The following is a 22,037-nucleotide window of genomic DNA, read 5'->3' as shown; positions in this document are numbered from 1 at the left end:
GGCGCCCGCGCAACAGCCTTGCTCTCTAATAGTCCTTTCGCCAGCGAACCGAAAGCTTTGCGTCGCCCTGGCCGCCGATCCGGGACACCAGCGACAGGCGACGGCGGATGCGCCACTCGACCTGAGCCTCGGGCCCCTCGCGACCGCCGCCGATGAGTTCCAGATAGACGTCGTCCGTGAGGTATTTGCCGCCCGCGACCGTCACGCCTGCGGCGCTCTCGGCGAAGGACAAACGGTCAAGCCGGGCAAAGCTGCGCAGATTGCCGATCACGTCAAAGCCGCCGCCGCCGGCCAGGGCCGCCAGGGCGGAGGCCAGTTGCGCGGCCTCGATCGGCGACAGCTGCGCGGCCGACGCGCCGAACAACACCTGGCTGAGCACCTCGTCGCTGGGCAGTTCCGGCGTCGAGGTCAGGGTGATCTCGGGCTTGGCGGCCGTGCCCTGAATCTTGACGACGGCGGTCAGGTTTGTGTCCTCACGGCGCGCGCTGAGGTTCAGGCGGATGTGGTCAAGCTGGGTCGACAGGGTGACCACGCCATTGTCATCGAATTCGAACCGTTTGCCGGCGAAGTCGTATTCGCCGCGCACCATCCGCGCCACACCGTCCAGGCGGGGTGAGAACGACGTGCCGCCCACATGCGCGTCGAGCGACAGCTCGACGTCCAGGCCGCGCCCTCTAACGAAGACCCGGCGCGGCGCCTTCAGGTCAATATCAAGGGCGATTCCGCCGCCGGGGCTGGCCCGACGCGGCTGCACACCCTGGTCGAGATCGGCAGGGCGATTGCGCTCAATAACATCCATATTGACGACCCCCGACGGGGTCTTGCTCTGGGCGGAGACATCGGCGCGATCAATCGTCAGCGCCCCGCTGAGCTTGACCTGTCCATCGGCGGATCGATTGACCGTCGCCTGCCCTGTCGCCGACGCCGTCGCCATGTCGTTATTGATCAGCTGGAACCCCTTCAGGTTCAGCTTGAAGCCGCTCACGCCGTCGCGGTTGAGACTGATGCGGCCATCGCCCGTCAGGGCGCCGCCCAAGCCGTCCTCCGCCGTGGCCTGGCTGACATCGATGGCATTGTCAGCCAGGGACATGCGCAAGGTGATGTTGCGAAGGCGCAGACCGGTCTGGCCTTCTTCAAATCCGCCCTCGTCAAGCGACGCGCGCCCCACGATGCGCGGATCGGCCAGGGTGCCCGCCAGCGTGCCCTCAGCGTCGATCTTGCCCGACAACGACCGTTCCGGTCCCATCAGCAGATCCCACAGCGGCTTGATCTCACCCTGGGCCAGGAAAGTCCCCTTCATTGGCCGCGTGCGGTCGATCGCCAGGTGAAGCGGTTTGGCTGACGCCACGGCGGGCAAGGTCAGGCGCGCCTCAGACTTCAGCCCACGGCGGTTCGCGCCCTCGGCGGTGATGGTCAGGACCTGGTCGCGCAACGCGCCGCTGATTTGCGCATCCAGCGATTGTTCGATCTTGGAACCGCGTTCCCGCGCGCCGGTCAGCTTGGCCGAAAAATCGCCCATCAGGGTGTCGCCCTGGCCGTGCAGGTCAAAGGCGCCGTCAATGTCCCCCGCCAGATCCGGATCAAAGGCCGTGAGGCTGACGCCCGCCAGGCGGGCGTTCAGACTGACGCTTTCGCCGCCGAGGTTGGCGTCAAGATCGGCTTGCCCCTCCCCGGTCAGCAGGCGCAGCCGTGTGGCCATCACCGCGCCACCGAAACGGAAGCTCGCCGTCTCGCGGGTCTTGATCTCGGTGCGTCCCAGACGTCCGGCGGCGTCCAGCGACAAGGCGTAGTCATCGGCAGTTTGGGCCAAGGCGCCGGAACCCGAAAGGCGCCAGCGGCCGGCCGGCGCCAAACCCTGGGCGTCGAAGGTCAGGGGCAGCTTGGCCAGCGGGCCGTCGGCCTTGATCCGCGCCGAGCGCAGGGTCCAGGACCCGTTGCTGATCTCCTCGGCCGTCAGATCCAGGCTCGCCCGACCGCCGCCCGGCGCGTCGACAATCCGAGCCGATCCCGACACCCGTCCCCGCGGCAGGAAGGCGCCAGACCGCACGTCGACCCTCAGATCCGCCGACGTGGGGCGAAGACCGCGCAGAGCAACGGAACCCGTCGCCTTGGCCCCGCCGGCATCGACATCCAGATCGCTCAGATCAAGCCCGTCAGACGCGAAGCGGAAGGCCGCGCCCGCCCTGGCCGGGCCATAGGCGCTTTGGCCCGTCAATCGCGCCACGCCATCGGCGCCATTCGCCGTCCGCGCAAAGGTCAGATGCAGTTGGGCCTTGGTCAGGGGCAGCTTCGGCACATCGATCGAGTCGAAGTTCGCCATCAGATCCGCCTTCGGCGCCGACAGCGTTCCTGTGATCGCGCCGTCGCCCTTGGCCGTGCCCGTGACCTCGACAGGTCCCGCGCGGAACGGTCCCGTGGCGGTCCAATCAAGCTTGAAGTCCAGGCCGCCGCCACGCGGCATCTGGCCAGAGGTTCGAAACTCGACCGCCGCGCCCTCAAGCTTGGCGTTGGAGATCGACAACGTCCCGTCGTTCCAGCCGCCCTTGCCCGTCAGCCGCGGCGTCCGGCCCAGCAACCGGTCAAGTTCGCCCAGCCCCGTCGCGAAATCCTCGCCCCTGGCGTCGAGCGTGAAGTCCCAGGGCTTGCCTCTGGGACTGCTGGCCGACCAGCGGGCGATCAGTTTGCCCTGGGCCCCGGCCCGAATGGGGGCCAGGCTGGCGACGCGCGCGTCGCCCTTGAAGCTGAGACCGCCCAGAATTCCGCGCTGCCCCTCGCCTGTCACCACCAGATTGGGCGCGGTGATCTTTGCGGACCGGATCAGGAACTGGCCGCCCTTCAGCCGCACGCCCTCAAACGTCGCCTCCGGTGAAGCGCCCAATGGGGCCGGCAAGCCCTCCCCGCCGCCGCCCGTCCCGGCCGCCTGGGCCTTGATCGTCAGTTCGCCCTTCGACCAGCGCACCAGAGCCGGCCCCTTGGCCCGCGCCAGGCGGTAGCCCAGCAGCGACAGGTCGGCGACGTCGACGTCGCCCTCCACCGAGAAGCCGCCGGGCTCCAGCCGGAAAACGCCCTTGACCAGCCCCGTCCCCATCTCCGGGATCGAGACGATCTTTTTCAAGGATCCAATACGCGCCGTGAACGGCAAGCCGTCGGGTCCGGTCTTCTTCTTGCCGATATCGGCCAGGCCGCGTGAGTCCAAGGTCAGGTTCTCGGCGCGGATATGCGTCGTCAGATCAAAAAGCCCACCCGACGTTTTGCGGCCCTCCAGCGTGAAGGCCGCCTCAGGACCGAACATCGACTGCAGTCGCTGGGTATATCGGGACGCGCCGAGGTCAATCCGCCCCCGCGCCGACCCGCCCTCTGGCGTCCAGGCGCCCGTGGTGTCGAGCGGGGTCTGATTTCCGGTTCGCGCAATCATCTCGAACGCACCGCGGTTCATGGTTCCGCTGGCCTTGGCTTTCAGGGCGAAAGGCCTGTCGACGGGCAGGCCGATCGCGCCGGCGATCGCGCCGCCATTGGCCTCAACGGCGTCCGCGTTCAGCCGAAGGCTGTCATTGCGTCCAAAATCGAAATCCAGCGTGAGATGGTCGCCCCGGTGCAGCCGGCTGGCCACAGCGATCTTTCCGGTCTTGCCGCCGCCTCGCGCCATCTCGAAGTCGCCGGAAACATCAAAATCCCCCGCCGAACCACTGAAGGCGGGCCGGGTGATCAATCTCAGGGCGACAGAGTCCAGATCCACCGAAACCGGCGCCGCCGAGGACTTGTCGCCCTTCGGCGTCAAGCTGGGCCGGCGCAGCAGGATCAACTCGCGGGCGTCGATCCGCGTGGCGTGAAAACGCCGCTCAAGGAGTTCAGCCGGCTTCCAGGCGACCTGGATATCATGCGCTTCCAGCCAAACGCCCTTCTCGTCGACGATGGTGAGACGTTTGACCGCGAAATCCTTCCAGATGTCCCCCGACAGGCCTTCGATCTTGAGTTTGCCGATGCGGCCCAGCTTCAACCCGTCAAGCCGGGCCTCCAGGAACATTCGGCCCTGTGGCGTGATCGGCGCATAGCGCAGCCCGCCGAGGGACACGGTGACGACGGCCACCAGCGCCAGCGCAGCGATCATCAACCCGCCGCGCCAGCCGAGTCGCTTGGCGCCCGCAACGGCGGCGGTGACCGCCTGGTCCGTCGCAGGCGTCTCGGGATGCCCAGGCGCGCCGGTCAAAAGCTCTGCCCGATGCTGATATAGATCTGAAAGGCCGGATCACCCGAACGCTTGCCCAAGGGAATAGCGATGTCGGCGCGGATAGGGCCAAAGCCGAGATCGTAGCGCACACCCAAACCCGCGCCGAAGCGGAAGTCCTGGGGATCGGGCGTTCGCTCGGGACCGATGGCGCCGCCGTCCAGAAAGGCCACACCGCCCCACCGCTCGGTGAAGCGATGGCGAACCTCGAAGGAGGTCTCCACCAGGGACACACCGCCCTGGGGCGTATTGTCGGACAGTCGCGGACCGATGGCCTGGTAGGCGTAACCGCGCACCGAACCGCCACCGCCAGAATAGAACCGACGAGACGCCGGCACCTCTGAAATCAGACCCCCGAAGATGGCGCCCAGTTTGAGCCGCCCGGCCAGCACGGTCTTGGCGTTTTCGCCGAACGGCAGATAGGCCGATCCCTGGGCCTGGGTCCGCAGATAGGCCAGGGTGGTGTCGCCCACGATCCCCGTCGGCTCGACCCGGGCTTCGAAGCGCCAGCCGCGTGTTGGATTCAGGATGCTGTCGGACTGATCCTTGGCGAAGGCGCCAAGGCCCGTGACGATGGCTAGATTCAAGGTCTCCTGGACCGAGGTTCCGGTGGTCGACGCCAGTTGCAGCGACTGTGAGAGGTCCAGGGCGACGCCGTAGGTGCGGTAGGAGGTGGCCTTGCGGCGCCGGGTAATGTCGGCGCTGATCGTCGCGCCCGTTTCGTCATAGGCGTCCGTCGTTTCGCGAAAGACCGCGCCGTTCAGTTTCAGGCTCTGCTGGGGCTTGCGCCAGTGCGGCAGAGCAACCTCGCCGCCCAGCCGCTGCTCCAGCTTGGCCAGTCGCGCTGTATAGGTGGTGGTGTCGGCGCGGCGCAGGCGATTGTAGCGGATCCATCGCGCGTCGACGCCGGGGCCCTCGCTGGTCGAATAGCCGGCGCTTAGCTCGACGGTGCGCGACGGCCGGTCGGTCAGACTGACGATGATCGGTCGCAGACCGTCGGCCCGGATCTTGTCGCGCGGCGACAACGACACCGAGATGGAATCGTAGACCTGGGTGTCGCGCAGGCGACGCTCCAGCTCGGCGACGATTTCGGGATTGTAGACGTCCCCGGGCTTCCAGGGCGCCAGGTGATTGACCCAGGCCGGATTGCTGCGGCCCTTGGTGACAACCTCGATGCCATCCAGCCGGGTCAGGTCGCCCGCCACGATATTGAAGGTGGGCCGCACCGTGTGGTCGGCGTGATCCACAATGACCTCGCGCGGGTCAGCCGAGGCGTCCGCATAGCCCAACTGCCCGATCCGGGCGATCACCCGCCCCTCGGCGCCCACAATATCAGCAGCGCGCCCAGGCTCGCCGGGGGTCAGCTGCATGGCCGAGCTGGCCCATTGAATGACGTTGTTGTCAGGCTTGACGCCGCGCCAGACGATCTTGGGATCGGCCAGGACGAACACGGGCCCTGGCGTCACCTTGACCTCGGCCTGTGGCGGATCGCCCTCGCTGATGTCGGGTTCGACGGAATAGGCGTAGTAGCCCTCGGCGCGAAGTACGGCGACGACGTCATCGCCAGCGGTCCGCGCGCGGCGACGCGCTTCGGCGCGGCTCTCCGGCAAGGCCTTGGACTGGGTGAGAACGCGTTGAATAGCCTCGCGCAACGCCTTGTCGTCGACCCCGGAAATCGTCGCTGACGGCTCGTCCGCCATGGCTGAGCCAGCAGACAGCGCCGCCATTGTCGCGATTCCGAGGACTAGTCGTCTACGCACCAAACCGTATTCCCCGCGCGAAGCGCCCCCACTCCCCCTGTAGTCGTCGGTCTTGCCGCTGTCACGATCGGAAATGCAACGGTGGCGGACAACCGCGGCTTCCCTCCCCCAACAAACGGCGCCCAAATGCTAAGCAGTCCTGCGCAATGACGCGGCGGCGGCGAAAATCGTCAACGTCGAGGGCCGTGACGTTCTAGAGTTGGGGACGGCGCGTCGAACTCGACACACCCAAGGCGAACAGACGTGGACAAAAGCGTGGCGGCGAACATCAAGACTCTTCAGACCCCGACCCTGCCCATGACAGAGGCCGCCTATCTGCCAGGCGTCGCCTATGACGAGATGTTCGCGCCAGGCGGCGCGGTGCGCGCCCACTATGATCCGCTGCATGCCCGCATGTCGACGCTGGGCGGCGACGATCTGGCCAGCCGGCAACGGACGCTGGAACGGTCGTTCCTGCTGCAGGGCATCACCTTCACGGTGTACGGCGGCGAGAACACGACCGAGCGGATCATTCCGACCGACCTTTTTCCGCGCATCATTCCCGCCCAGGAATGGGCCCAGATCGAGGCGGGCCTGATCCAGCGACTGCTGGCGCTCAATCTCTTCCTCGCCGACATCTATGGCGACCAGCAGATCCTGATGGACGGGGTCGTGCCGCGCGAACTGGTGCTGGGCGCGCCGTCCTATCGCCGCGAAATGCAGCACCTGTATGTGCCTCACAAGGCCTATGCCAATGTCTGCGGCAGCGACCTGATCCGCTGCCAGGACGGCCAGTTCGCGGTGCTGGAAGACAATCTGCGGGTGCCGTCGGGCGTGTCCTACATGCTGGCCAATCGCGACGCGGCCAAGCGCACCTTTCCGGGCACCTATCGCGCCGCCGGCGTGCGGCCCGTCGAGCGCTATCCCGACCTGTTGCTGTCGACCCTGAAAAGCATGAGCCCCGAATGGCGGCCCAATCCCCAGGTCGTGGTCCTGACCCCGGGCGTCTACAACTCGGCCTATTACGAGCACGCCTATCTGGCGCGGCTGATGGGCGTGCCCCTGGTCGAGGGCCGCGATCTCGTGGTCCATGACAACATGGTCTATATGCGCACCACCACCGGCATCCGCCGGGTGGATGTGATCTATCGCCGGGTCGACGACGACTTCATCGACCCCCTCACCTTCCGCCGCGACTCGTCGCTGGGCGCAGCAGGTCTGTTCAACGCCTATCGCGCCGGCAATGTGGTGATGTGCAACGCGCCGGGCACAGGCGTGGCCGACGACAAGGCCGTCTACGCCTATGTGCCGGAGATCATCCGTTACTATCTGGGCGAGGACGCGATCTTGCCCAATATCGAGACCTTCCTCTGTCGCGAACCGGCCCAGCTGAACCACGTGCTGGCCAATCTCGACAAGCTGGTGGTCAAGGCGGTCGGCGCCTCGGGCGGCTACGGCATGCTGGTGGGCCCCCACGCCACCCAGAAAGAGCGCGACGACTTCGCCATCGCGATCAAGGCCGACCCTGCCAACTATATCGCCCAGCCCACCATCCAGCTGTCGACCGCGCCCTGCCTGGTCGACGGACGCATCGAACCGCGCCACGTCGACCTGCGTCCCTTCATCCTCTCGGGTGAAAAGACCGTGGTCACACCCGGCGCCCTGACCCGCGTAGCGCTGAAGCGCGGATCCCTGGTGGTCAATTCCAGCCAGGGCGGCGGCTCCAAGGACACCTGGGTGCTCGCCGAGGAAGGCCCCGCCAATGGCCCTGGCGGCGGAGGAGCGCGCCCATGACGCTCGCTCATTCCTTCCATAGGGGGGCGCTCGCATGATGCTCGCTCATTCCCTCCATAAGGGGTCGCTCGCATGATGCTCGCTCGGGTCGCCGACAGCCTCTACTGGCTGGGCCGTTACATCGAACGCGCCGAACACCTCTCGCGGCTGTCCAGCGTGATGCTGAACGCCACCCTGGATCAGACCGACGCCGGCGTTCAGGCGGTGTGGATCGCCCTGTCCGCTGTCGGCGAGCCCGAGATGAGCAGCGCCGTCGGCTCGTTCGAGGCCGCCGAAGCCCTGGTCCTTGACCGTTCGGACGCCAATTCCGTGGTGTCGTCCCTGGCCCGGGCCCGGGAAAACGCCCGTCAGGTGCGCGACCAGATCACCACCGAGACGTGGGAGCGGCTGAACCTGCTCTATCTGAAAGTCACCGACGAGAACGCCCGCGAGGAGTTCGCCGACGGCTCGACCACCTTTCTGCACGACGTGATCGCCGACCTGCACCTGTTCAAGGGCGCCGCCGACACCACCATGAGCCATGGCGAAAGCTGGCGGTTCATGATGCTGGGCATGTATCTGGAACGGGCCCAACTGGTCTCGCGCCTGCTGGAAGTCTGTTTCGCCGAGACGCCAGGCCGGCAGATCAACGACCATATCGCCCTGGTCAGCCTGCTGCGCATGGCCTGCGCTCTGGAGCCCTATCTGCGGGTCTATACCGCCGAGATCGAACCCCGGCATATTCTGGAGTTCCTGGTCTTCGACGAGGACTTCCCCCGCTCGATCCGCTTCGTCACCTCGCAGATCGAGGCCAATCTCAGCGCCCTGGCGCGTCGGGCCGGCAGCGAGGGCGCCGGACCGGAACGGATCGCCGGGCGTCTGAAGGCCCGGCTGGAATTCGCCGACATCAATGAGCTGGAAACCCAGGGCGCCGGCGCCCTGCTGACCACCGTCGTCAATGAATGCGCGCGAATTCACGAGTCGATCTACGAGACCTTCGTCGCCTACCCGCTCGAAATGCGCCTTCCGGCCTAGGACCGTGAGCGTGACAGCCGAAAGTGTCAGCGGCTTCGGCGCCCGTCACGCGATCAAGTAAGGACTCTATCCCGTGCTCCTCGAAATCCGTCACGTCACCCAATACCAGTACGAGCGCCCGGTCCGGGAAAGCCTGATGGAGCTGTGGATGCAGCCCCAGAAGACCGCCCGCCAGCGCCTGATCAGTTTCGAGCTGGAGATCAATCCGGCGGCCCAGGTGTTCTCCTACGCCGACAGCTTCGGTAACGCCGTCTATCACTTCGATGTGCCGCACCCACACGACAAGCTGACCATCCTGGCCCGTTCGGCCGTCGAGACCGAGGCGCCGGGCGAGCGGCCCGACGCCCTGGACATGGGCGAATGGGACCGGCTGCGCAGCGAGTTCGTGCGCGGTGAGTGTTTCGACTTTCTGCGGCCGCACGGTTTTGTCGAGACGACCGACGCCCTGACCAATTTCATCGACGAGCATAATCTGGCCGACCTGCGTCGGCGCGATCCCCTGACCGCGATGCGGGTGCTATCCGAGACCATCTACCAGGCGTTCGAGTATCAGCCGGGGGTGACCGACGCCGACAGCCCAATCGACCTGGCGCTCGGCGCCGGTCGCGGGGTCTGCCAGGACTTCGCCCACATCATGCTGGCGGTGTGCCGGCTGTGGGGCGTGCCGGCCCGCTATGTGTCCGGCTACCTGTTCACCGATCGTGACGCCGGCGACCGCTCCGATCCAGACGCCACCCATGCCTGGGTCGAGGTGTTCCTGCCCAGCCTGCGCTGGGTGGGTTTCGACCCGACCAATAACGTGATGACCGGCGAGCGGCACGTGGCCGTGGCCGTGGGCCGCGACTATGCCGACGTCACCCCCTCACGCGGTGTCTACAAGGGCGATTCCGACAGCGAGCTGGCGGTGGGCGTATCGGTCCGCCGGGCCCGCGCCGCCCTGGCCGAGCCGGAATTCCTGCGCATGGCCCGCCCCACCTTCATCGGCGGCCGTCGCCGTCAAAGCGACGCGGCCTCCGTCCGGCAGGACCTGCACCAGCAGCAGCAACAACAACAGCAGTGATCGACGGACTGTCGAACGCCCTGCGTCCTTCGAGGCCCGCTACGCGGGCGCCTCAGGATGAGGCGCGTGTTTTGCATTCCTCATCCTGAGGTGCGCGCTCCTGAGCGCGCCTCGAAGGACGCACGGCCTGTCGGCCTTCGGACCCAAGCGGACGTCAGGGACTGCGCTTCTGGGCGCCCTACCCCGGATAAACGTGCGCCCGGCGGGCCGACACCCGCACGGTCCCCGTGAACTGATCGGCCTGATCGCGGGAGACGGTGATGTCGATCCGGCGGCCGTCCGTCGCCAGGCCGTCGATCACGGCCAAAGCCCCCTGCACATGCACCCGCTCGACGCGCACCTCGAAGCCTTGGGCGTCCAGCACCAGATCGTGCGGCCTCACAAAGCCCACGGCCTGGCCGTCGCGAACGCCTGAGGCGGGCAGAAAGACAGACCCCGCCGAGAACCGGCCGCCCGACACAACGCCCTCGAACCGGTTCGCCTCGCCCACGAAGCCGCAGACGAACGGCGAGACCGGGGTGTCAAACACCTGGGCCGGCGTGCCGATCTGCTCGATGACACCTTGATTGAGGACGGCGACGCGGTCGGCCAGGTCCAAAGCTTCTTCCTGGTCGTGGGTCACGAAGATGGTCGTCACCCCGGTGGCGTCATGCACCCGGCGCAGTTCCTTGCGCAGCGACTTGCGAACGGTGGCGTCCAGCGCCCCGAACGGCTCATCCAGCAGCAGCACGCTGGGCTGAACGGCCAGGGCGCGCGACAGGGCCACCCGCTGGCGCTGGCCGCCGGACAGCTGCGACGGATAGCGACCGCCCAGACCGTCCAGCTCGACCAGATGCAGCAGCTCCTCGACCCGCCGATTGATCTCGGCCCGCGAAGGCTTGTCCTTGCCTTTGCGGACGTCCAGGCCGAAGGCGATATTCTTGGCCACGGTCATATGCTTGAACAGCGCATATTGCTGGAAGACGAACCCCACGCGGCGCGCGGCGGCCGAGGCGAAGGTGACGTCCTGGTCGTGGAACAGCACCTGGCCGGCGTCAGGGAACTCCAGCCCGGCGATGACCCGCAGCAGGGTGGTCTTGCCCGACCCCGAAGGCCCCAGTAGGGCCAGAAGCTCGCCGTCGGCGATCTCGAGGCCGATCTTGTTCAGCGCCGGATAGCGACCGAACTTCTTTTCGACGGAACGGATGGAGATGGTCATGAGGTCTGGCGTTCCGATCAGTGTCCGCCGCGCCGGCGCGAGCCGGGCTGGGCGACTTCAAGCGCGGTCTTCAGGACGAGGGTCACGATCGCCAGCAGGCAAAGCAGACCGGCGACCGCGAAGGCTCCGACGAAATCATATTCGTTATAGAGGATCTCGACGTGCAGCGGCATGGTGTTGGTCAGGCCTCGGATGTGGCCGCTGACCACTGACACGGCCCCGAACTCGCCCATGGCCCGGGCGTTGCACAGCAGCACGCCGTACAGCAGGCCCCAGCGCACATTGGGCGCGGTCACCCGCCAGAAGGTGTACAGGCCCGAGGCGCCCATCGACACCGCCGCCTCCTCCTCGCTGACGCCCTGCTCCTGCATCAGCGGGATCAGTTCGCGGGCGATGAAGGGGAAGGTGACGAAGATCGTCGCCAGGATGATGCCGGGCGTGGCGAAGATGACGCGGATGTCGTGATCCAGCAGATGCTCGCCAAACCAGCCCTGCAGCCCGAACACCAGCACATAGATCAGACCCGCGACCACGGGCGAGACCGAGAACGGCAGGTCGATCAGGGTGATCAGCAGGCTCTTGCCCGGAAAATGGTGCTTGGCCACCGCCCAGGCGGCGCACAGGCCAAACACAACATTGAACGGCACGGAAATGGCGGCCGTCAGCAGGGTCAGTTTCATGGCGGCGACGGCGGCGGGGTCCGACACCGCCGCCAGGACCGGTTGCAGGCCCTTGCGCAGGGCCTCGGCGAACACGGCGGCCAGCGGCAGGACCAGAACCAGCCCCAGAAAGCCCAGGACCAGGGTGATGATCACGGCCTTGGCCCAGGCGGGATCCTCGGTGGACAGGCGCGGCGCGGCCATCAGGAGAACCTTCTCGACCAGGCCTGAACGGCGTTGATGACCAGCAGCATCAGGAACGACGCCCCCAGCATGACCACGGCGATCGCCGCGGCGGCGGCATAGTCGAACTGCTCCAGCTGGATGATGATCAGCAGCGGCGCGATCTCGGACTTGTAGGGCATGTTGCCGGCGATGAAGATCACCGAGCCGTACTCGCCCACGCCCCGGGCGAAGGCCAGGGCGAAGCCGGTCAGCCACGAGGGGCCCAGGGCCGGCAGGACGATGCGGGCGATGGTCGACAAGCGCCCGGCCCCCAGGCTGGCGGCGGCTTCCTCGACATCATCAGAAAGGTCGCGCAGCACGGGTTCTACGGTGCGGACCACGAACGGCAGGCCGATGAAGATCAGGGCGATGGTGACGCCGATCGGGTTGTAGGCGGCCTTGATTCCCAGCGGCGTCAGATATTGCCCCACCCAGCCATTGGGCGAGTAGAGCGTGGCCAGGGCGATGCCCGCCACCGCGGTAGGCAGGGCGAACGGCAGGTCGACCAGGGCGTTGACCAGGGTCTTGCCCGGAAAGTCGTAGCGCACCAGCGCCCAGGCGGTCAGCACGCCGAACACCCCGTTTATCGCGGCGGCCACCAGGGCGGCGCCGAAGGTCAGGCGATAGGCCGCCAGGGCGCGCTCGGAAAAGGCGGCGGCCGCGAACTGGGCGGGCGACAGCTCGGCGGCCTTCAGGGCCACGGCCGACAACGGGATCAGCACGACCAGCGACAGGATCGTCAGGGTCACGCCCAGGGTCAGGGTAAAGCCCGGGATCGCCGACCGGCGCCGGAACATCGGCCTCTTGGCCACGGGACCCAAGGCTCGGGGATCACGGCGGATCGCGGCGGCGGTTTCGGCGGTCATGATCTGATCGTCGTCCTGGGTCCGGCGAAGTCCGGGCGTGAAACACTCGTCGCCCGTGACCAGGTTCCAAGCGGCATAAATCTAGGCCCGTTTAAATCCCCACCGCGCTGGTGGGGTCAATTGAGAATTCTCCGCCGAGCCCCTCAGAAAAACTCATGCGCCAAAGTCCGGCGGATGGTTGAACACCCGCTTGGTCACACCTTGGCCACCTGCGGGCGCGAGACAGGGGCAAGGAAGGTCATTGATGCTTACATTCGCAATCCCCGTCGTTCTCGCCTTCGTGCTGCTGCTGGCGTGGCCCTCCCTGGAGCCGCACGTCAGACGCTGGCTGCGACGGGGCGCGCACAACGGGCGACGCGACACCTGGGAGTGAAATGCGCAGGCCTGGGCCTTCAGAACCCGCCCGTAACATCTGCGCTCAGGAAATGGCGAACAGCTCAGGGGCACCCGGCTTCGCCGTCCTCCGCTTGGACCAAACCCACCCGAAAATCGGAGGTGGGTTTGGTAGGCCGGGAGGGGTTCGAACCCTCGACCATTCGATTAAAAGTCGAATGCTCTACCACTGAGCTACCGGCCCGCTCACGACGCGGCGAGGCCGGTGGAAGCGGCGCGGAACATAGTCGGGGGGCGCCGTCGCCGCAAGCGGGCTTTCGCCCTTGTTTCAGATGACGACGGCCGGGCGAGCGCGTTATGGTCGGCTCATGCGTAAACTGTTGCTCACGGCCGTGGTTTTTCCTGCTTCGCTGGCCAGCGCGCCGGTGTTTGCCCAGCAGTCGCCGCCAGATGATTCGAAGATCCAGACCACATCGGACGCCAATCGGGACGGCCTTTCAGGCGCCGTGAGCGCGCCGCTCCGCGACGTCAATATTGTCCGAACAAAGATTCCGCCGGTGCTGATCGAGGCGATGGCCGATCCCTATGCCCGCCCGGCCCGGGCCAGCTGCGCCACCCTCATCAACCTGGTCACCCCCCTGGACGCCGCCCTGGGTCAGGATCTGGACCAGCATCCGCCGGAAGAGAACGAAGATCTGATGGACCGGGGACGCAAGGCGGCCGGGTCCGCCGCCCTGGGGGCGGTCGCCAGCGCGGCACAGGACATGATCCCGATGCGCGGCTGGGTGCGCAAGCTGAGCGGCGCCGAGCGTCACGACCGTCTGGTGCAGAGCGCCATCACCTCGGGCAATGTGCGCCGCGCCTATCTGAAGGGGCTGGGCGAGGCTCGGGGCTGCAACCCGCCCGCCACGCCGCAGCATCTGCCGCCTGCGCCGCCGCCCGTCGTCGAGCCCGGCATGCCGCCGCCGGTCGCGCCCGGCTCCGGGCTCAAGCCGCGTTTCCCGATCAACTAGCGCCGTGGCGCGCCGCGAAGTCGCGGCGGAAGGCCTCGAACCGGCCCTCGGCGATGGCCGTGCGCATGGCCGCCGTCAGGGCCTGGAAGAAGGCGATGTTGTGCCAGGACAGCAGCACCTGGCCCAGGATCTCCTCGGCCTTGAACAGGTGACGCAGATAGGCCTTCGAATAGTCGCGGCTGGCCGGGCAGTCGCTGGCGGCGTCCAGCGGCGTATCGTCCTCGGCGAACCGGGCGTTCTTCAGATTGATCGGCCCATCCCAGGTCCAGGCCTGGCCATGCCGGCCAGAACGGGTGGGCAGCACGCAGTCGAACATGTCGACGCCGCGCGCCACCGCCTCGACCAGGTCGATCGGCTTGCCCACGCCCATCAGATAGCGCGGCTTGTCTTCGGGGAGCAGGCCGGGGGCATAGTCCAGCACCTCGCACATCGCCTCATGCCCCTCGCCCACCGCCAGGCCGCCGATGGCGTAGCCGTCGAAACCGATGTCCTGCAGACGCTGCGAGGACTCGCGGCGCAGGTTTTCGAAGGTCGAGCCCTGCTGGATGCCAAACAGCACCTGGCTGTCGCGCGTCCCGAACGCGGCCTTGGAGCGGATCCCCCAGCGCGCCGACAGCTCCATACCCTCGCGGGCTCGCTTCTCCTCGGCCGGCCAGGCGACGCATTCGTCCAGCTGCATGACGATGTCACTGCCCAGCAGGTCGGCCTGGATCTCCATCGACCGCTCGGGGCTCAGCACATGCTTGGAGCCATCGATGTGGCTGGCGAAGGTGACGGCCTCCTCGGTGACCTTGCTGATCCCCGACAGGCTCATCACCTGGAAGCCGCCGCTGTCGGTCAGGATCGGCTTGTCCCAGCGCATGAACCTGTGCAGCCCGCCCAGACGCTTCACCCGCTCGGCCGTGGGGCGCAGCATAAGGTGATAGGTGTTGCCCAGGATGATGTCGGCGCCGGTGTCCTTGACCTGGTCGACGGTCAGGGCCTTGACCGTGCCGGCCGTGCCCACGGGCATGAAGGCCGGGGTGCGGATGTCGCCACGCGGGGTCTTCAGCACCCCGGTGCGCGCCTTGCCGTCGGTGGCGGAGATCTCGAAGGGGAACGCCATGCTCAGGTCTCGTCAGGATCGGCGGGGAACAGCAGCGAACTGTCGCCATAGGAATAGAAGCGATAGCCCGTGGCGATGGCCCGCTCATAGGCGTCGCGCATCGTCTTCTGACCGGCGAAGGCGCTGACCAGCATGAACAGGGTCGATTTGGGCAGGTGGAAATTGGTCATCAGCACGTCGGCGGCGCGGAAGCGGTAGCCGGGCGTGATGAAGATGGCGGTCTCGTCGGCGAACGGGCGGATCACCCGGTCTTCGCCCGTGGCGCTTTCCAGCAGCCGCAAGGACGTGGTGCCGACGCAGACGATGCGGCCGCCGGCCGCGCGGACAGCGTTCAGCGCGTCGGCGATCTGCGCGGTCACCTCGCCATATTCGGCGTGCATCCTGTGCTCGGAAACCTCGTCGGTCTTGACCGGCAGGAAGGTGCCGGCGCCCACGTGCAGGGTCACGAAGTGCAGCGAAACGCCCCTCGCCTTCAGCCGCTCCAGCAGGTCGGGCGTGAAGTGCAGGCCGGCGGTCGGCGCGGCGACAGAGCCGTCCTCGCGGGCATAGACGGTCTGATAGTCGGCGCGATCGCGGTCATCCTCGGCCCGCTTGGCGGCGATGTAGGGCGGCAGCGGCATGTCGCCGTGGCGGGCGACGCCGAGGTCGAGGTCGGGTCCCGACTGGTCGAAAGTCAGCAGCACCTCGCCGCCGTCGTGCTTTTCCAGCACCGTGGCGTCCAGGCGATGCTCATCGGAGCCGAACGCCACCCGGTCGCCGACCTTCAGCCGCTTGCCCGGACGCATGAAGGCTTTCCAGCGCTCGGGCGCGACGCGGCGATGCAGGGTGGCCTCGACCGGCACCGGCGCGCCGTCGCCGCCGCCGGTGGCGCGCGCCTCACGCAGCCCCGCCAGCCGCGCCGGGATCACCCGCGTGTCGTTGAACACCAGGGCGTCGCCCGGCTGGAGGAAATCGGGCAGGTCGCGCACGACATGGTCGGCCAGGTCGTGGCCCGGTCGCACGACCAGCAGGCGCGCGGAATCGCGCGGCTCGGCCGGACGCAGGGCAATATTGTCCTCGGGAAGGACGAAATCGAAGTCGGACAGGCGCATGGGGCGGCTTCAAGGACACGGCGCGGCCCGCAGGTCAAGATCGGCCGAGAGGCGAGCGTCATGGACAAGCGTCACGAAGCGCCGCCAGTCTCCGGTCCAGAACAACACTTTCGGGGGAAACCGACATGAAACGCCTGTCCGCCCTGGCGGCGCTGCTGCCCTTGCTGCTCGCAGGCTGCGACGACAAGCCCGCCACCCAAACGCCGGCCCAGACCCAGGCTCCGAGCGCCGCCGCGCCGGCCCCGACGGTCAAAGCCGACCCGTCGGCCGCCAATTTCCAGCACGATCCAAAGCTTGACGTGTTCGGCTATTATTTCACCGAGACGCCCGTGCAGTCCGGGAACTGGAAGCTCAAATCGGTGAACATGGGTTCGCCCAGCGACTTCGCGTCGTGGGAAGACGGCAAGCGCCCCGCCAATTTCGGACCGTTCTTCCTGGAATTCGAGGACGTCACCAGCCCGACGGCCGAAAACGAACTGGGTCAGGTCTACCATACGTCCGGCTTTCGCCTGCTGCCCGACCGCTACAGGGTCGGCGCCGGCCAGGTCACCTTCCATGCGACGGACCCGCGCGTCGGCGAGGTGCTGTTCTCGGGGGGCCTCGATCTGGCCGCGCTGAAGGCGGCCAAGACCGAGGGCCCCAACGGCGGCGCCCGAACCGTGCTGAGCGGCGGCCTGCAGGTCGGCGCCGAGCGCATACGCAACATCAGCTTCATCTACTTTGCCGGCGACTGAAGTCATCGCCGACGCGCGTGGCTGTGCTATGGGCAGACCATGGATCTGCTGCTGCGCCTCTTGAGTCTGATGTTCCGCGGCACCGCGCTGATGTTCGGTCTCGTCGGAGCCACCTTCGCTGTGGCCTGCCTTGGCGGCGTGTTCAGCGACAAGCTGGACGCCCTGACCCATTTCGCCCCGTTGTGGCTGGCCATGGGCGTCGTCGCCGTGGTCATGGGCTATGTCTTCGCGCGCAATGACGAGCGCAAGGCCATGATGGGCCTGGGCCTGGTTGGGGTTCTGGCCTGCTGCGTGCTGATGGGGCCAGATCTGTTGGCGGCGGCCGGCGCCAAGCGCCTGGCGGCGCGGCCCGGCGACCTGAAGATCATTCAGTTCAATGTCTGGCACGACAACAGAACGCCCGACAAAGCCCGGCGCTGGCTGCTCCAACAGGACGCCGACGTCGTGGTTCTGGTCGAGGGCGGCGGCATGTCCACGCCGGTGGTCAAGGCGCTGAAGGCCTTCTACCCCTTCTCGGTGTCCTGCGCCGGCAAGAAGGCCTGTGACACCTGGGTCTTCAGCAAGAAACGCATGATCGCCCGCGGGGGCTTCTATGACGAAGGTCGCGAACTGCCGGGCGCCTGGGCGACGTTCGCCGATCCCAAGGGCGCCTTCACCGTGGCCGGCGTCCACTATGTCTGGCCCATGCCCGCCGGCCCGCAGCAGCAGCAGAGCCGTCGGATGACCGACGCGATCGCGCGGTTCGACAAGACGACCACCATCGTCACCGGCGATTTCAACTCCACGCCCTGGTCGTTCACGATGAAACGACAGGACAAGGCCTTTGGCCTGGATCGCCGCACCCACGCCCTGGCCACCTGGCCGTCCGGCAAGTTCTCACGGGTCGCCAATGCGCCCGCCCCGTTCCTGCCGATCGATCAAGTCTATGCCGGCAAGGCCTGGAAGACCGTCAGCGTCACGCGCGGTCCGCCGCTGGGCTCGGACCACCGGCCGGTCGTCGTAATGCTGCGGCGTCAGCCCTAGGGGCTGTGGTCGCCCCGGCCCGACAGCAGACATTCCGAAGGTCTGGGAAGGGGGGGGGAGTCGACATTACCTCCCGGCCTCTCAAACAAGGTGAAGGCTAGTTGCTGACCTTCAGAATGTACCAGTGCTCGGCTATCTTCCGATGAATAACCTGTAGGCCCGATGTGGGGCGCGGTGTGTCTGTGTCCGCGACTGCCTCGCCCTCCATGGGACCTTCCGAGTAAATTAGAGACTTTGCGGTGCCTGAGACCGATAGACCGGCAGCGGACAAAAGAAATTGAACACTTCGGGTGCCCGTTTCAAATGGCGGCACCCCCACATGCAACACTCCGAGCGCGCGCGCTCCAGTGACCACTTGTTCGATCTTGGCTGGCGGCAAGCCGCCGGGGGAAATGCGATAGCTTCCGTTCTCGTCGATATCCACCGAGGCGACTTGAGGCTCCGTGGTCACGACATCAACTAGGCGGGCGAAGTCTTCACGGTGCTTGTTGAAGTTGTGCATTATCGACGCATCGGACAGCGTCGTTTCGGCGCTGCGTGTGCACGCAGCTATTAGGCCTACGCTGGTCAGCAGGAATGAGCGCCTAAGCATGACGGAGGCCTTACGAGAGTTGCAACGGCTGTGAGCCCGCAACAATCGACCGGTCTCTAGGCTTTCGCAAGCCGACCAAGCGAACGTCTGACTGGGGTCGGGAACGGAAATTGCCGCCCGTCCGGAATGCGGACCTTGGACTTCACCGCCCGACAGCAGACTTTCCCATCGTCTGTTCGGGGTGGCGAGCGAACATGCCCCCTCTCCCATAGGGAGAGGGTTGGGGTGAGGGGTTACAGTGTCAGACGGAGTGCCGGCACGCCGTCCAGCCTCGTAACCCCTCACCCTCCCACCGCTTCGCGGCGGGCCCCTCCCCCTCCCTTTGGAAGAGGGAATTGGAGTCCGCAAAGGCTCGAAGCCTGCCATCACTCCCCTGCCCGGCAGCAGACCTACGCGGCCGCCGACACATCTCCGCCTCGACGGTCGGTGGCCAACCCCAAACGAAGAACGGCCCCGGATCGCTCCGGGGCCGTCTTGGTGTTCAGCAGAGGCCGGATCAGGCGTCGGCGGCGATCTTGGCGCTGAGGATCTTGCCCGGCTCGCGCGGCGGCTCGCCCTTGGGCAGGGCGTCGACGTGATCCATGCCTTCGGTCACCTTGCCCCAGACCGTGTATTGGCCGTCAAGGAAGGTGGCTTCATCGAAAACGATGAAGAACTGGCTGTTGGCAGAGTTGGGATCAGGCGTACGCGCCATCGAGCAGACGCCGCGCACGTGCGGCTCCTCGGAGAACTCGGCCTTGATGTCCGGCTTGTCAGAACCGCCGCGGCCGGTGCCGCTGGGGTCGCCGCCCTGGGCCATGAAGCCCGGAATCACGCGGTGGAAGACCACGCCGTCGTAAAAGCCCTCGCGGACCAGTTCCTTGATGCGCTCAACGTGGCCGGGGGCCAGGTCGGGGCGCAGCTGGATCGTGACCGGACCGCTCTCGAGCGTCAGGATCAGGGTGTTTTCGAGGTCGGCCGACATGGTCATCCCTTGATGTCGAAAAATGAGGCGTCGAATGGTGATGGCGCTTCTAGCGCGCTTTTCCCCATGCTGTGAACCATCTGCGACCTAAAAGCGCAGGGGCTAACGGATATCGACGGGAACCTTCAGGTCACAGACGGAAAAATCCGCCCCCTTTTTCGCCCGGTTGCGTTTGATCTCACCCGCGAACCAGGCCCCATGGGTATTGATCACGCGAAGGCTCGGCCGCTCGGGCGCGGGGATATCCGACAGCATCCGAACCTTTTCCATCCGGTCCTGCGGCGCGGCGACCGGCTCCCCGGTCTTGATGGATCGCACGACCTCCAGCCCGCTGATCACCCGGCCAAAGGCGGTGTAGCGCTTGTCGAGCGAGGGATAGGGCTGGCGCATCAGGAAGAACTGGCTGTTGGCCGAATTGTTGTCGTCGTCGCGGGCCATGCCGACCACGCCGGGGCAATAGGTTCCCCAGGCCGAGACCTTGCCGTCGGCGGTGACGTCGTGCCAGCTCCAGTGCTGGCTGACGACCGGCAATGATCCCAGCAATCCGACCTCCAGGCCCGCCGGCGCCGCGGCGGGGGTGAAGCCGCTGTCGGCTCCGCGCCGGAAGGTGAACTCGGCCTTGAGGTTGGGCCGGTCGGTATTGCCCTCTCCGGTGTCGAGCGGATCGCCGGTCTGGGCCATGAACCGGTCAATCACCCGAAAGAAGCTTCGGCCGTCATAGAGACCGGCGCGGGTCAGATCGCGGATCTGCGCGACGTGGCCGGGCGCGACCTGCGGCGCCAGTTCGACGATCACCCGACCCTTGTTGGTGTCGATGACCATGACGGTGTCGGGGTCCGGGACCCGCCAATCGGCCGCCGTCGGCCCGGCTGCCTGGCCTGCCTTGGACTTGGCGGCGGCGAACGCCGGCCCGGCCAGAACGGCCAGGCTCAGGCCCAGGACGACGGCGGGCGTGGGCTTCATTTGACCTTCACCGGGATGTCGATGTCGCAATTGGTGAAGCTGGGCCCCACCTCGGCGCGGCGCTTGGCGACCAGGGCGGCGAAGGCCGGACCGCGGGTGTCCATGACCTGAATCGAGGGCCGCTTGTCGGCCGGCAGGTCGGCCAGCAGCCGGACGCTGATCATCTTGTCCTGCGGATCAGGCACAGGCTCGCCGGCCTTGATCGACCGCACCACATCCAGGCCCGACAGGGTGCGTCCGAAGGCGGTGTAGACCTTGTCCAGCGACGGATAGGTCTGGCGCATGAAGTAGAACTGGCTGTTGGCGCTGTTGGGGTCGCCGGCCCGGGCCATGCCCAGGACGCCCGGACAGAAATTGCCCCAGGTCGCCACCTTGCGATCAGCGGTCATCACCGCCAGGGCGGCGGGCTGGCTGGTCACCGGCAAGGCGCCCAGGAAGCCCGTCTCGTTGCTGCCCGCCTTGCCCGGCGCCGCCAGGGGCAGGTCGGCCCCGCGGCGGAAGGTGAATTCGCCCTGCAGGTCAGGCTTGTCCGAGCCGCCGGTTCCGGTGTTCTGCGGATCGCCGGTCTGGGCCATGAAGGCGTCGACGACGCGGAAGAAGGTCAGGCCGTCATAGAAACCGGCCTGGGTCAGCTCGCGGATGCGCGCGACATGGGCGGGGGCGACCTCGGGATTGAGCTCGGCGATGATCCGGCCCTTGTTGGTCTCGACCACCAGCACATTCTGCGGATCGGGCGTGCGCCAGTCAGACGACGGACTCGATGCAGGCTGGGCGACGGCGCTCGTCGCCAGCAGCGCCACAACGATGGCGGAAGACGCAAACTTCATGAAAATCCCCGAACAGAAAGGCAGGCAAGCCCTAGACCAACGCCGCCCCTCGCGACAAGACCGCCGTGTTGAAGCCTAAGATTCCGGCCACTTCACGGCAGTTCCACGGTTTCAGACCTTGTGAAGCTTGGCCACCAGCTGTTCGCCCACAGCCGGCGGCACGAACTTGGAGATATCGCCGCCCAGGGCCGCGATTTCCTTGACCAGCCGCGAGGCGATGGCCTGGTGACGCGGATCGGCCATCAGGAACACCGTCTCGATCTCGCGATCCAGCTGCTGGTTCATGGCCGTCATCTGGAACTCGTATTCGAAGTCGGCCACGGCCCGCAGGCCGCGCACGATCATCTGGGCCCCGACCTCGCGGGCGAAATGCATCAGCAGGGTATTGAACGGCCGCACCTCGATCACGGCTACCTTCGACAGGTGCGCGGTTTCCCGCTCCAGGATCGCGACACGCTCTTCCAGCGTGAACAGCGGCCCCTTGCCGATATTGACCGCCACGCCGATCACCAGCTTGTCGACCAGCTTCACGGCCCGACCGATGATGTCGAGATGGCCGTTGGTGACCGGATCAAACGTTCCGGGATAAAGCCCGACCCTCATGAAACCCCC

Annotated in this window: 19 protein-coding genes, 1 tRNA gene and 1 pseudogene; 8 read left to right on the top strand and 13 right to left on the bottom strand. The window is 66.8% G+C overall.

Annotated elements, in window-relative coordinates; genetic code table 11:
* Positions 1–25: 25 nt before the first annotated feature.
* Together ACW18B_RS12685 and ACW18B_RS12680 are read right to left on the bottom strand one after the other, a co-directional pair.
* A complete protein-coding gene (locus tag ACW18B_RS12685) occupies positions 26–4,108 on the bottom strand; it encodes a translocation/assembly module TamB domain-containing protein (protein ID WP_492047404.1) in 4,083 nt (1,360 codons plus the stop codon).
* 95 nt (positions 4,109–4,203) lie between these two features.
* Positions 4,204–5,925 carry an autotransporter assembly complex protein TamA gene (locus tag ACW18B_RS12680; RefSeq protein ID WP_492047403.1) on the bottom strand — a complete coding sequence of 574 codons (1,722 nt, stop codon included), beginning with the start codon at positions 5,923–5,925 and terminating at the stop codon, positions 4,204–4,206.
* A gap of 357 nt (positions 5,926–6,282) precedes the next feature.
* On the opposite strand from ACW18B_RS12680, the gene ACW18B_RS12675 reads away from it, so the two are divergent.
* From ACW18B_RS12675 to ACW18B_RS12665, 3 genes are all read left to right on the top strand, one after another.
* Positions 6,283–7,758: a circularly permuted type 2 ATP-grasp protein gene (locus tag ACW18B_RS12675; RefSeq protein WP_492051704.1), complete on the top strand. Its 1,476-nt coding sequence runs from the start codon at positions 6,283–6,285 to the stop codon at positions 7,756–7,758.
* Positions 7,759–7,830: 72 nt separating this feature from the next.
* Entirely contained in the window at positions 7,831–8,772 is a 942-nt protein-coding gene (locus ACW18B_RS12670; protein WP_492047402.1) for an alpha-E domain-containing protein, read from the top strand.
* A 73-nt stretch (positions 8,773–8,845) separates the two neighbouring features.
* The gene (locus ACW18B_RS12665; protein WP_492047401.1) at positions 8,846–9,832 is read left to right on the top strand and encodes a transglutaminase family protein; all 987 of its coding nucleotides are present in this window, start codon (positions 8,846–8,848) and stop codon (positions 9,830–9,832) included.
* 178 nt (positions 9,833–10,010) lie between these two features.
* On the opposite strand, the gene ACW18B_RS12660 is transcribed toward ACW18B_RS12665, so the two are convergent.
* From ACW18B_RS12660 to cysT, 3 genes are read right to left on the bottom strand one after another with little or no spacing between them, the layout of a single operon-like run.
* A complete protein-coding gene (locus tag ACW18B_RS12660) occupies positions 10,011–11,030 on the bottom strand; it encodes a sulfate/molybdate ABC transporter ATP-binding protein (RefSeq protein ID WP_492047400.1) in 1,020 nt (339 codons plus the stop codon).
* Between the two features lie 17 nt (positions 11,031–11,047).
* A complete protein-coding gene (cysW, locus tag ACW18B_RS12655; protein WP_492047399.1) occupies positions 11,048–11,893 on the bottom strand; it encodes a sulfate ABC transporter permease subunit CysW in 846 nt (281 codons plus the stop codon).
* On the bottom strand, positions 11,893–12,780 hold the full coding sequence (gene cysT, locus ACW18B_RS12650; RefSeq protein WP_492047398.1) for a sulfate ABC transporter permease subunit CysT: 888 nt from the start codon (positions 12,778–12,780) through the stop codon (positions 11,893–11,895). Before cysT ends, cysW begins: the two co-directional genes overlap by 1 nt.
* A 244-nt stretch (positions 12,781–13,024) precedes the next feature.
* Between cysT and ACW18B_RS12645 the strand changes: the two genes are divergently transcribed.
* A complete protein-coding gene (locus ACW18B_RS12645; protein WP_492047397.1) occupies positions 13,025–13,153 on the top strand; it encodes a hypothetical protein in 129 nt (42 codons plus the stop codon).
* Between the two features lie 129 nt (positions 13,154–13,282).
* Here ACW18B_RS12645 and ACW18B_RS12640 read toward each other — a convergent pair.
* Positions 13,283–13,357: transfer RNA gene (locus ACW18B_RS12640), tRNA-Lys, on the bottom strand.
* A 124-nt stretch (positions 13,358–13,481) separates the two neighbouring features.
* Between ACW18B_RS12640 and ACW18B_RS12635 the strand changes: the two genes are divergently transcribed.
* The gene (locus ACW18B_RS12635) at positions 13,482–14,126 is read left to right on the top strand and encodes a hypothetical protein (protein WP_492047396.1); all 645 of its coding nucleotides are present in this window, start codon (positions 13,482–13,484) and stop codon (positions 14,124–14,126) included.
* Here ACW18B_RS12635 and tgt read toward each other — a convergent pair.
* Together tgt and queA are read right to left on the bottom strand one after the other, a co-directional pair.
* Positions 14,119–15,231: a tRNA guanosine(34) transglycosylase Tgt gene (gene tgt, locus ACW18B_RS12630; protein WP_492047395.1), complete on the bottom strand. Its 1,113-nt coding sequence runs from the start codon at positions 15,229–15,231 to the stop codon at positions 14,119–14,121. The genes ACW18B_RS12635 and tgt overlap by 8 nt on opposite strands.
* Before the next feature lie 2 nt (positions 15,232–15,233).
* Positions 15,234–16,322, bottom strand: a complete 1,089-nt coding sequence (queA, locus tag ACW18B_RS12625; protein WP_492047394.1) for a tRNA preQ1(34) S-adenosylmethionine ribosyltransferase-isomerase QueA — start codon at positions 16,320–16,322, stop codon at positions 15,234–15,236.
* 125 nt (positions 16,323–16,447) lie between these two features.
* Here queA and ACW18B_RS12620 point away from each other — a divergent pair, with 125 nt between their 5' ends.
* Complete coding sequence (locus ACW18B_RS12620) at positions 16,448–17,056, top strand: hypothetical protein (RefSeq protein ID WP_492047393.1); 609 nt, start codon at positions 16,448–16,450, stop codon at positions 17,054–17,056.
* A gap of 39 nt (positions 17,057–17,095) precedes the next feature.
* The gene (locus tag ACW18B_RS12615; protein WP_492047392.1) at positions 17,096–18,079 is read left to right on the top strand and encodes an endonuclease/exonuclease/phosphatase family protein; all 984 of its coding nucleotides are present in this window, start codon (positions 17,096–17,098) and stop codon (positions 18,077–18,079) included.
* Between the two features lie 97 nt (positions 18,080–18,176).
* Here ACW18B_RS12615 and ACW18B_RS12610 read toward each other — a convergent pair whose 3' ends face one another.
* Positions 18,177–18,581 carry a hypothetical protein gene (locus tag ACW18B_RS12610; protein WP_492047391.1) on the bottom strand — a complete coding sequence of 135 codons (405 nt, stop codon included), beginning with the start codon at positions 18,579–18,581 and terminating at the stop codon, positions 18,177–18,179.
* Between the two features lie 315 nt (positions 18,582–18,896).
* Here ACW18B_RS12610 and ACW18B_RS12605 point away from each other — a divergent pair.
* Positions 18,897–19,004: pseudogene (locus ACW18B_RS12605) on the top strand (hypothetical protein); the annotation flags it as partial.
* A 163-nt stretch (positions 19,005–19,167) separates the two neighbouring features.
* Here ACW18B_RS12605 and ACW18B_RS12600 read toward each other — a convergent pair.
* From ACW18B_RS12600 to coaD, 4 genes are all read right to left on the bottom strand, one after another.
* Complete coding sequence (locus ACW18B_RS12600; RefSeq protein ID WP_492047390.1) at positions 19,168–19,635, bottom strand: peptidylprolyl isomerase; 468 nt, start codon at positions 19,633–19,635, stop codon at positions 19,168–19,170.
* A gap of 102 nt (positions 19,636–19,737) precedes the next feature.
* Positions 19,738–20,598, bottom strand: a complete 861-nt coding sequence (locus tag ACW18B_RS12595; protein WP_492047389.1) for a peptidylprolyl isomerase — start codon at positions 20,596–20,598, stop codon at positions 19,738–19,740.
* A complete protein-coding gene (locus tag ACW18B_RS12590; RefSeq protein WP_492047388.1) occupies positions 20,595–21,425 on the bottom strand; it encodes a peptidylprolyl isomerase in 831 nt (276 codons plus the stop codon). Before ACW18B_RS12590 ends, ACW18B_RS12595 begins: the two co-directional genes overlap by 4 nt.
* A 111-nt stretch (positions 21,426–21,536) precedes the next feature.
* Positions 21,537–22,028 (bottom strand): pantetheine-phosphate adenylyltransferase, encoded by a 492-nt coding sequence (coaD, locus tag ACW18B_RS12585; protein ID WP_492047387.1) that lies wholly within the window; start codon positions 22,026–22,028, stop codon positions 21,537–21,539.
* Positions 22,029–22,037 lie beyond the last annotated feature (9 nt).

The organism is Caulobacter sp. FV2ps19 (assembly GCF_058681035.1).
Note: the sequence above shows the minus strand (reverse complement) of the source record. Positions and strands in the feature narration are given on the sequence as shown.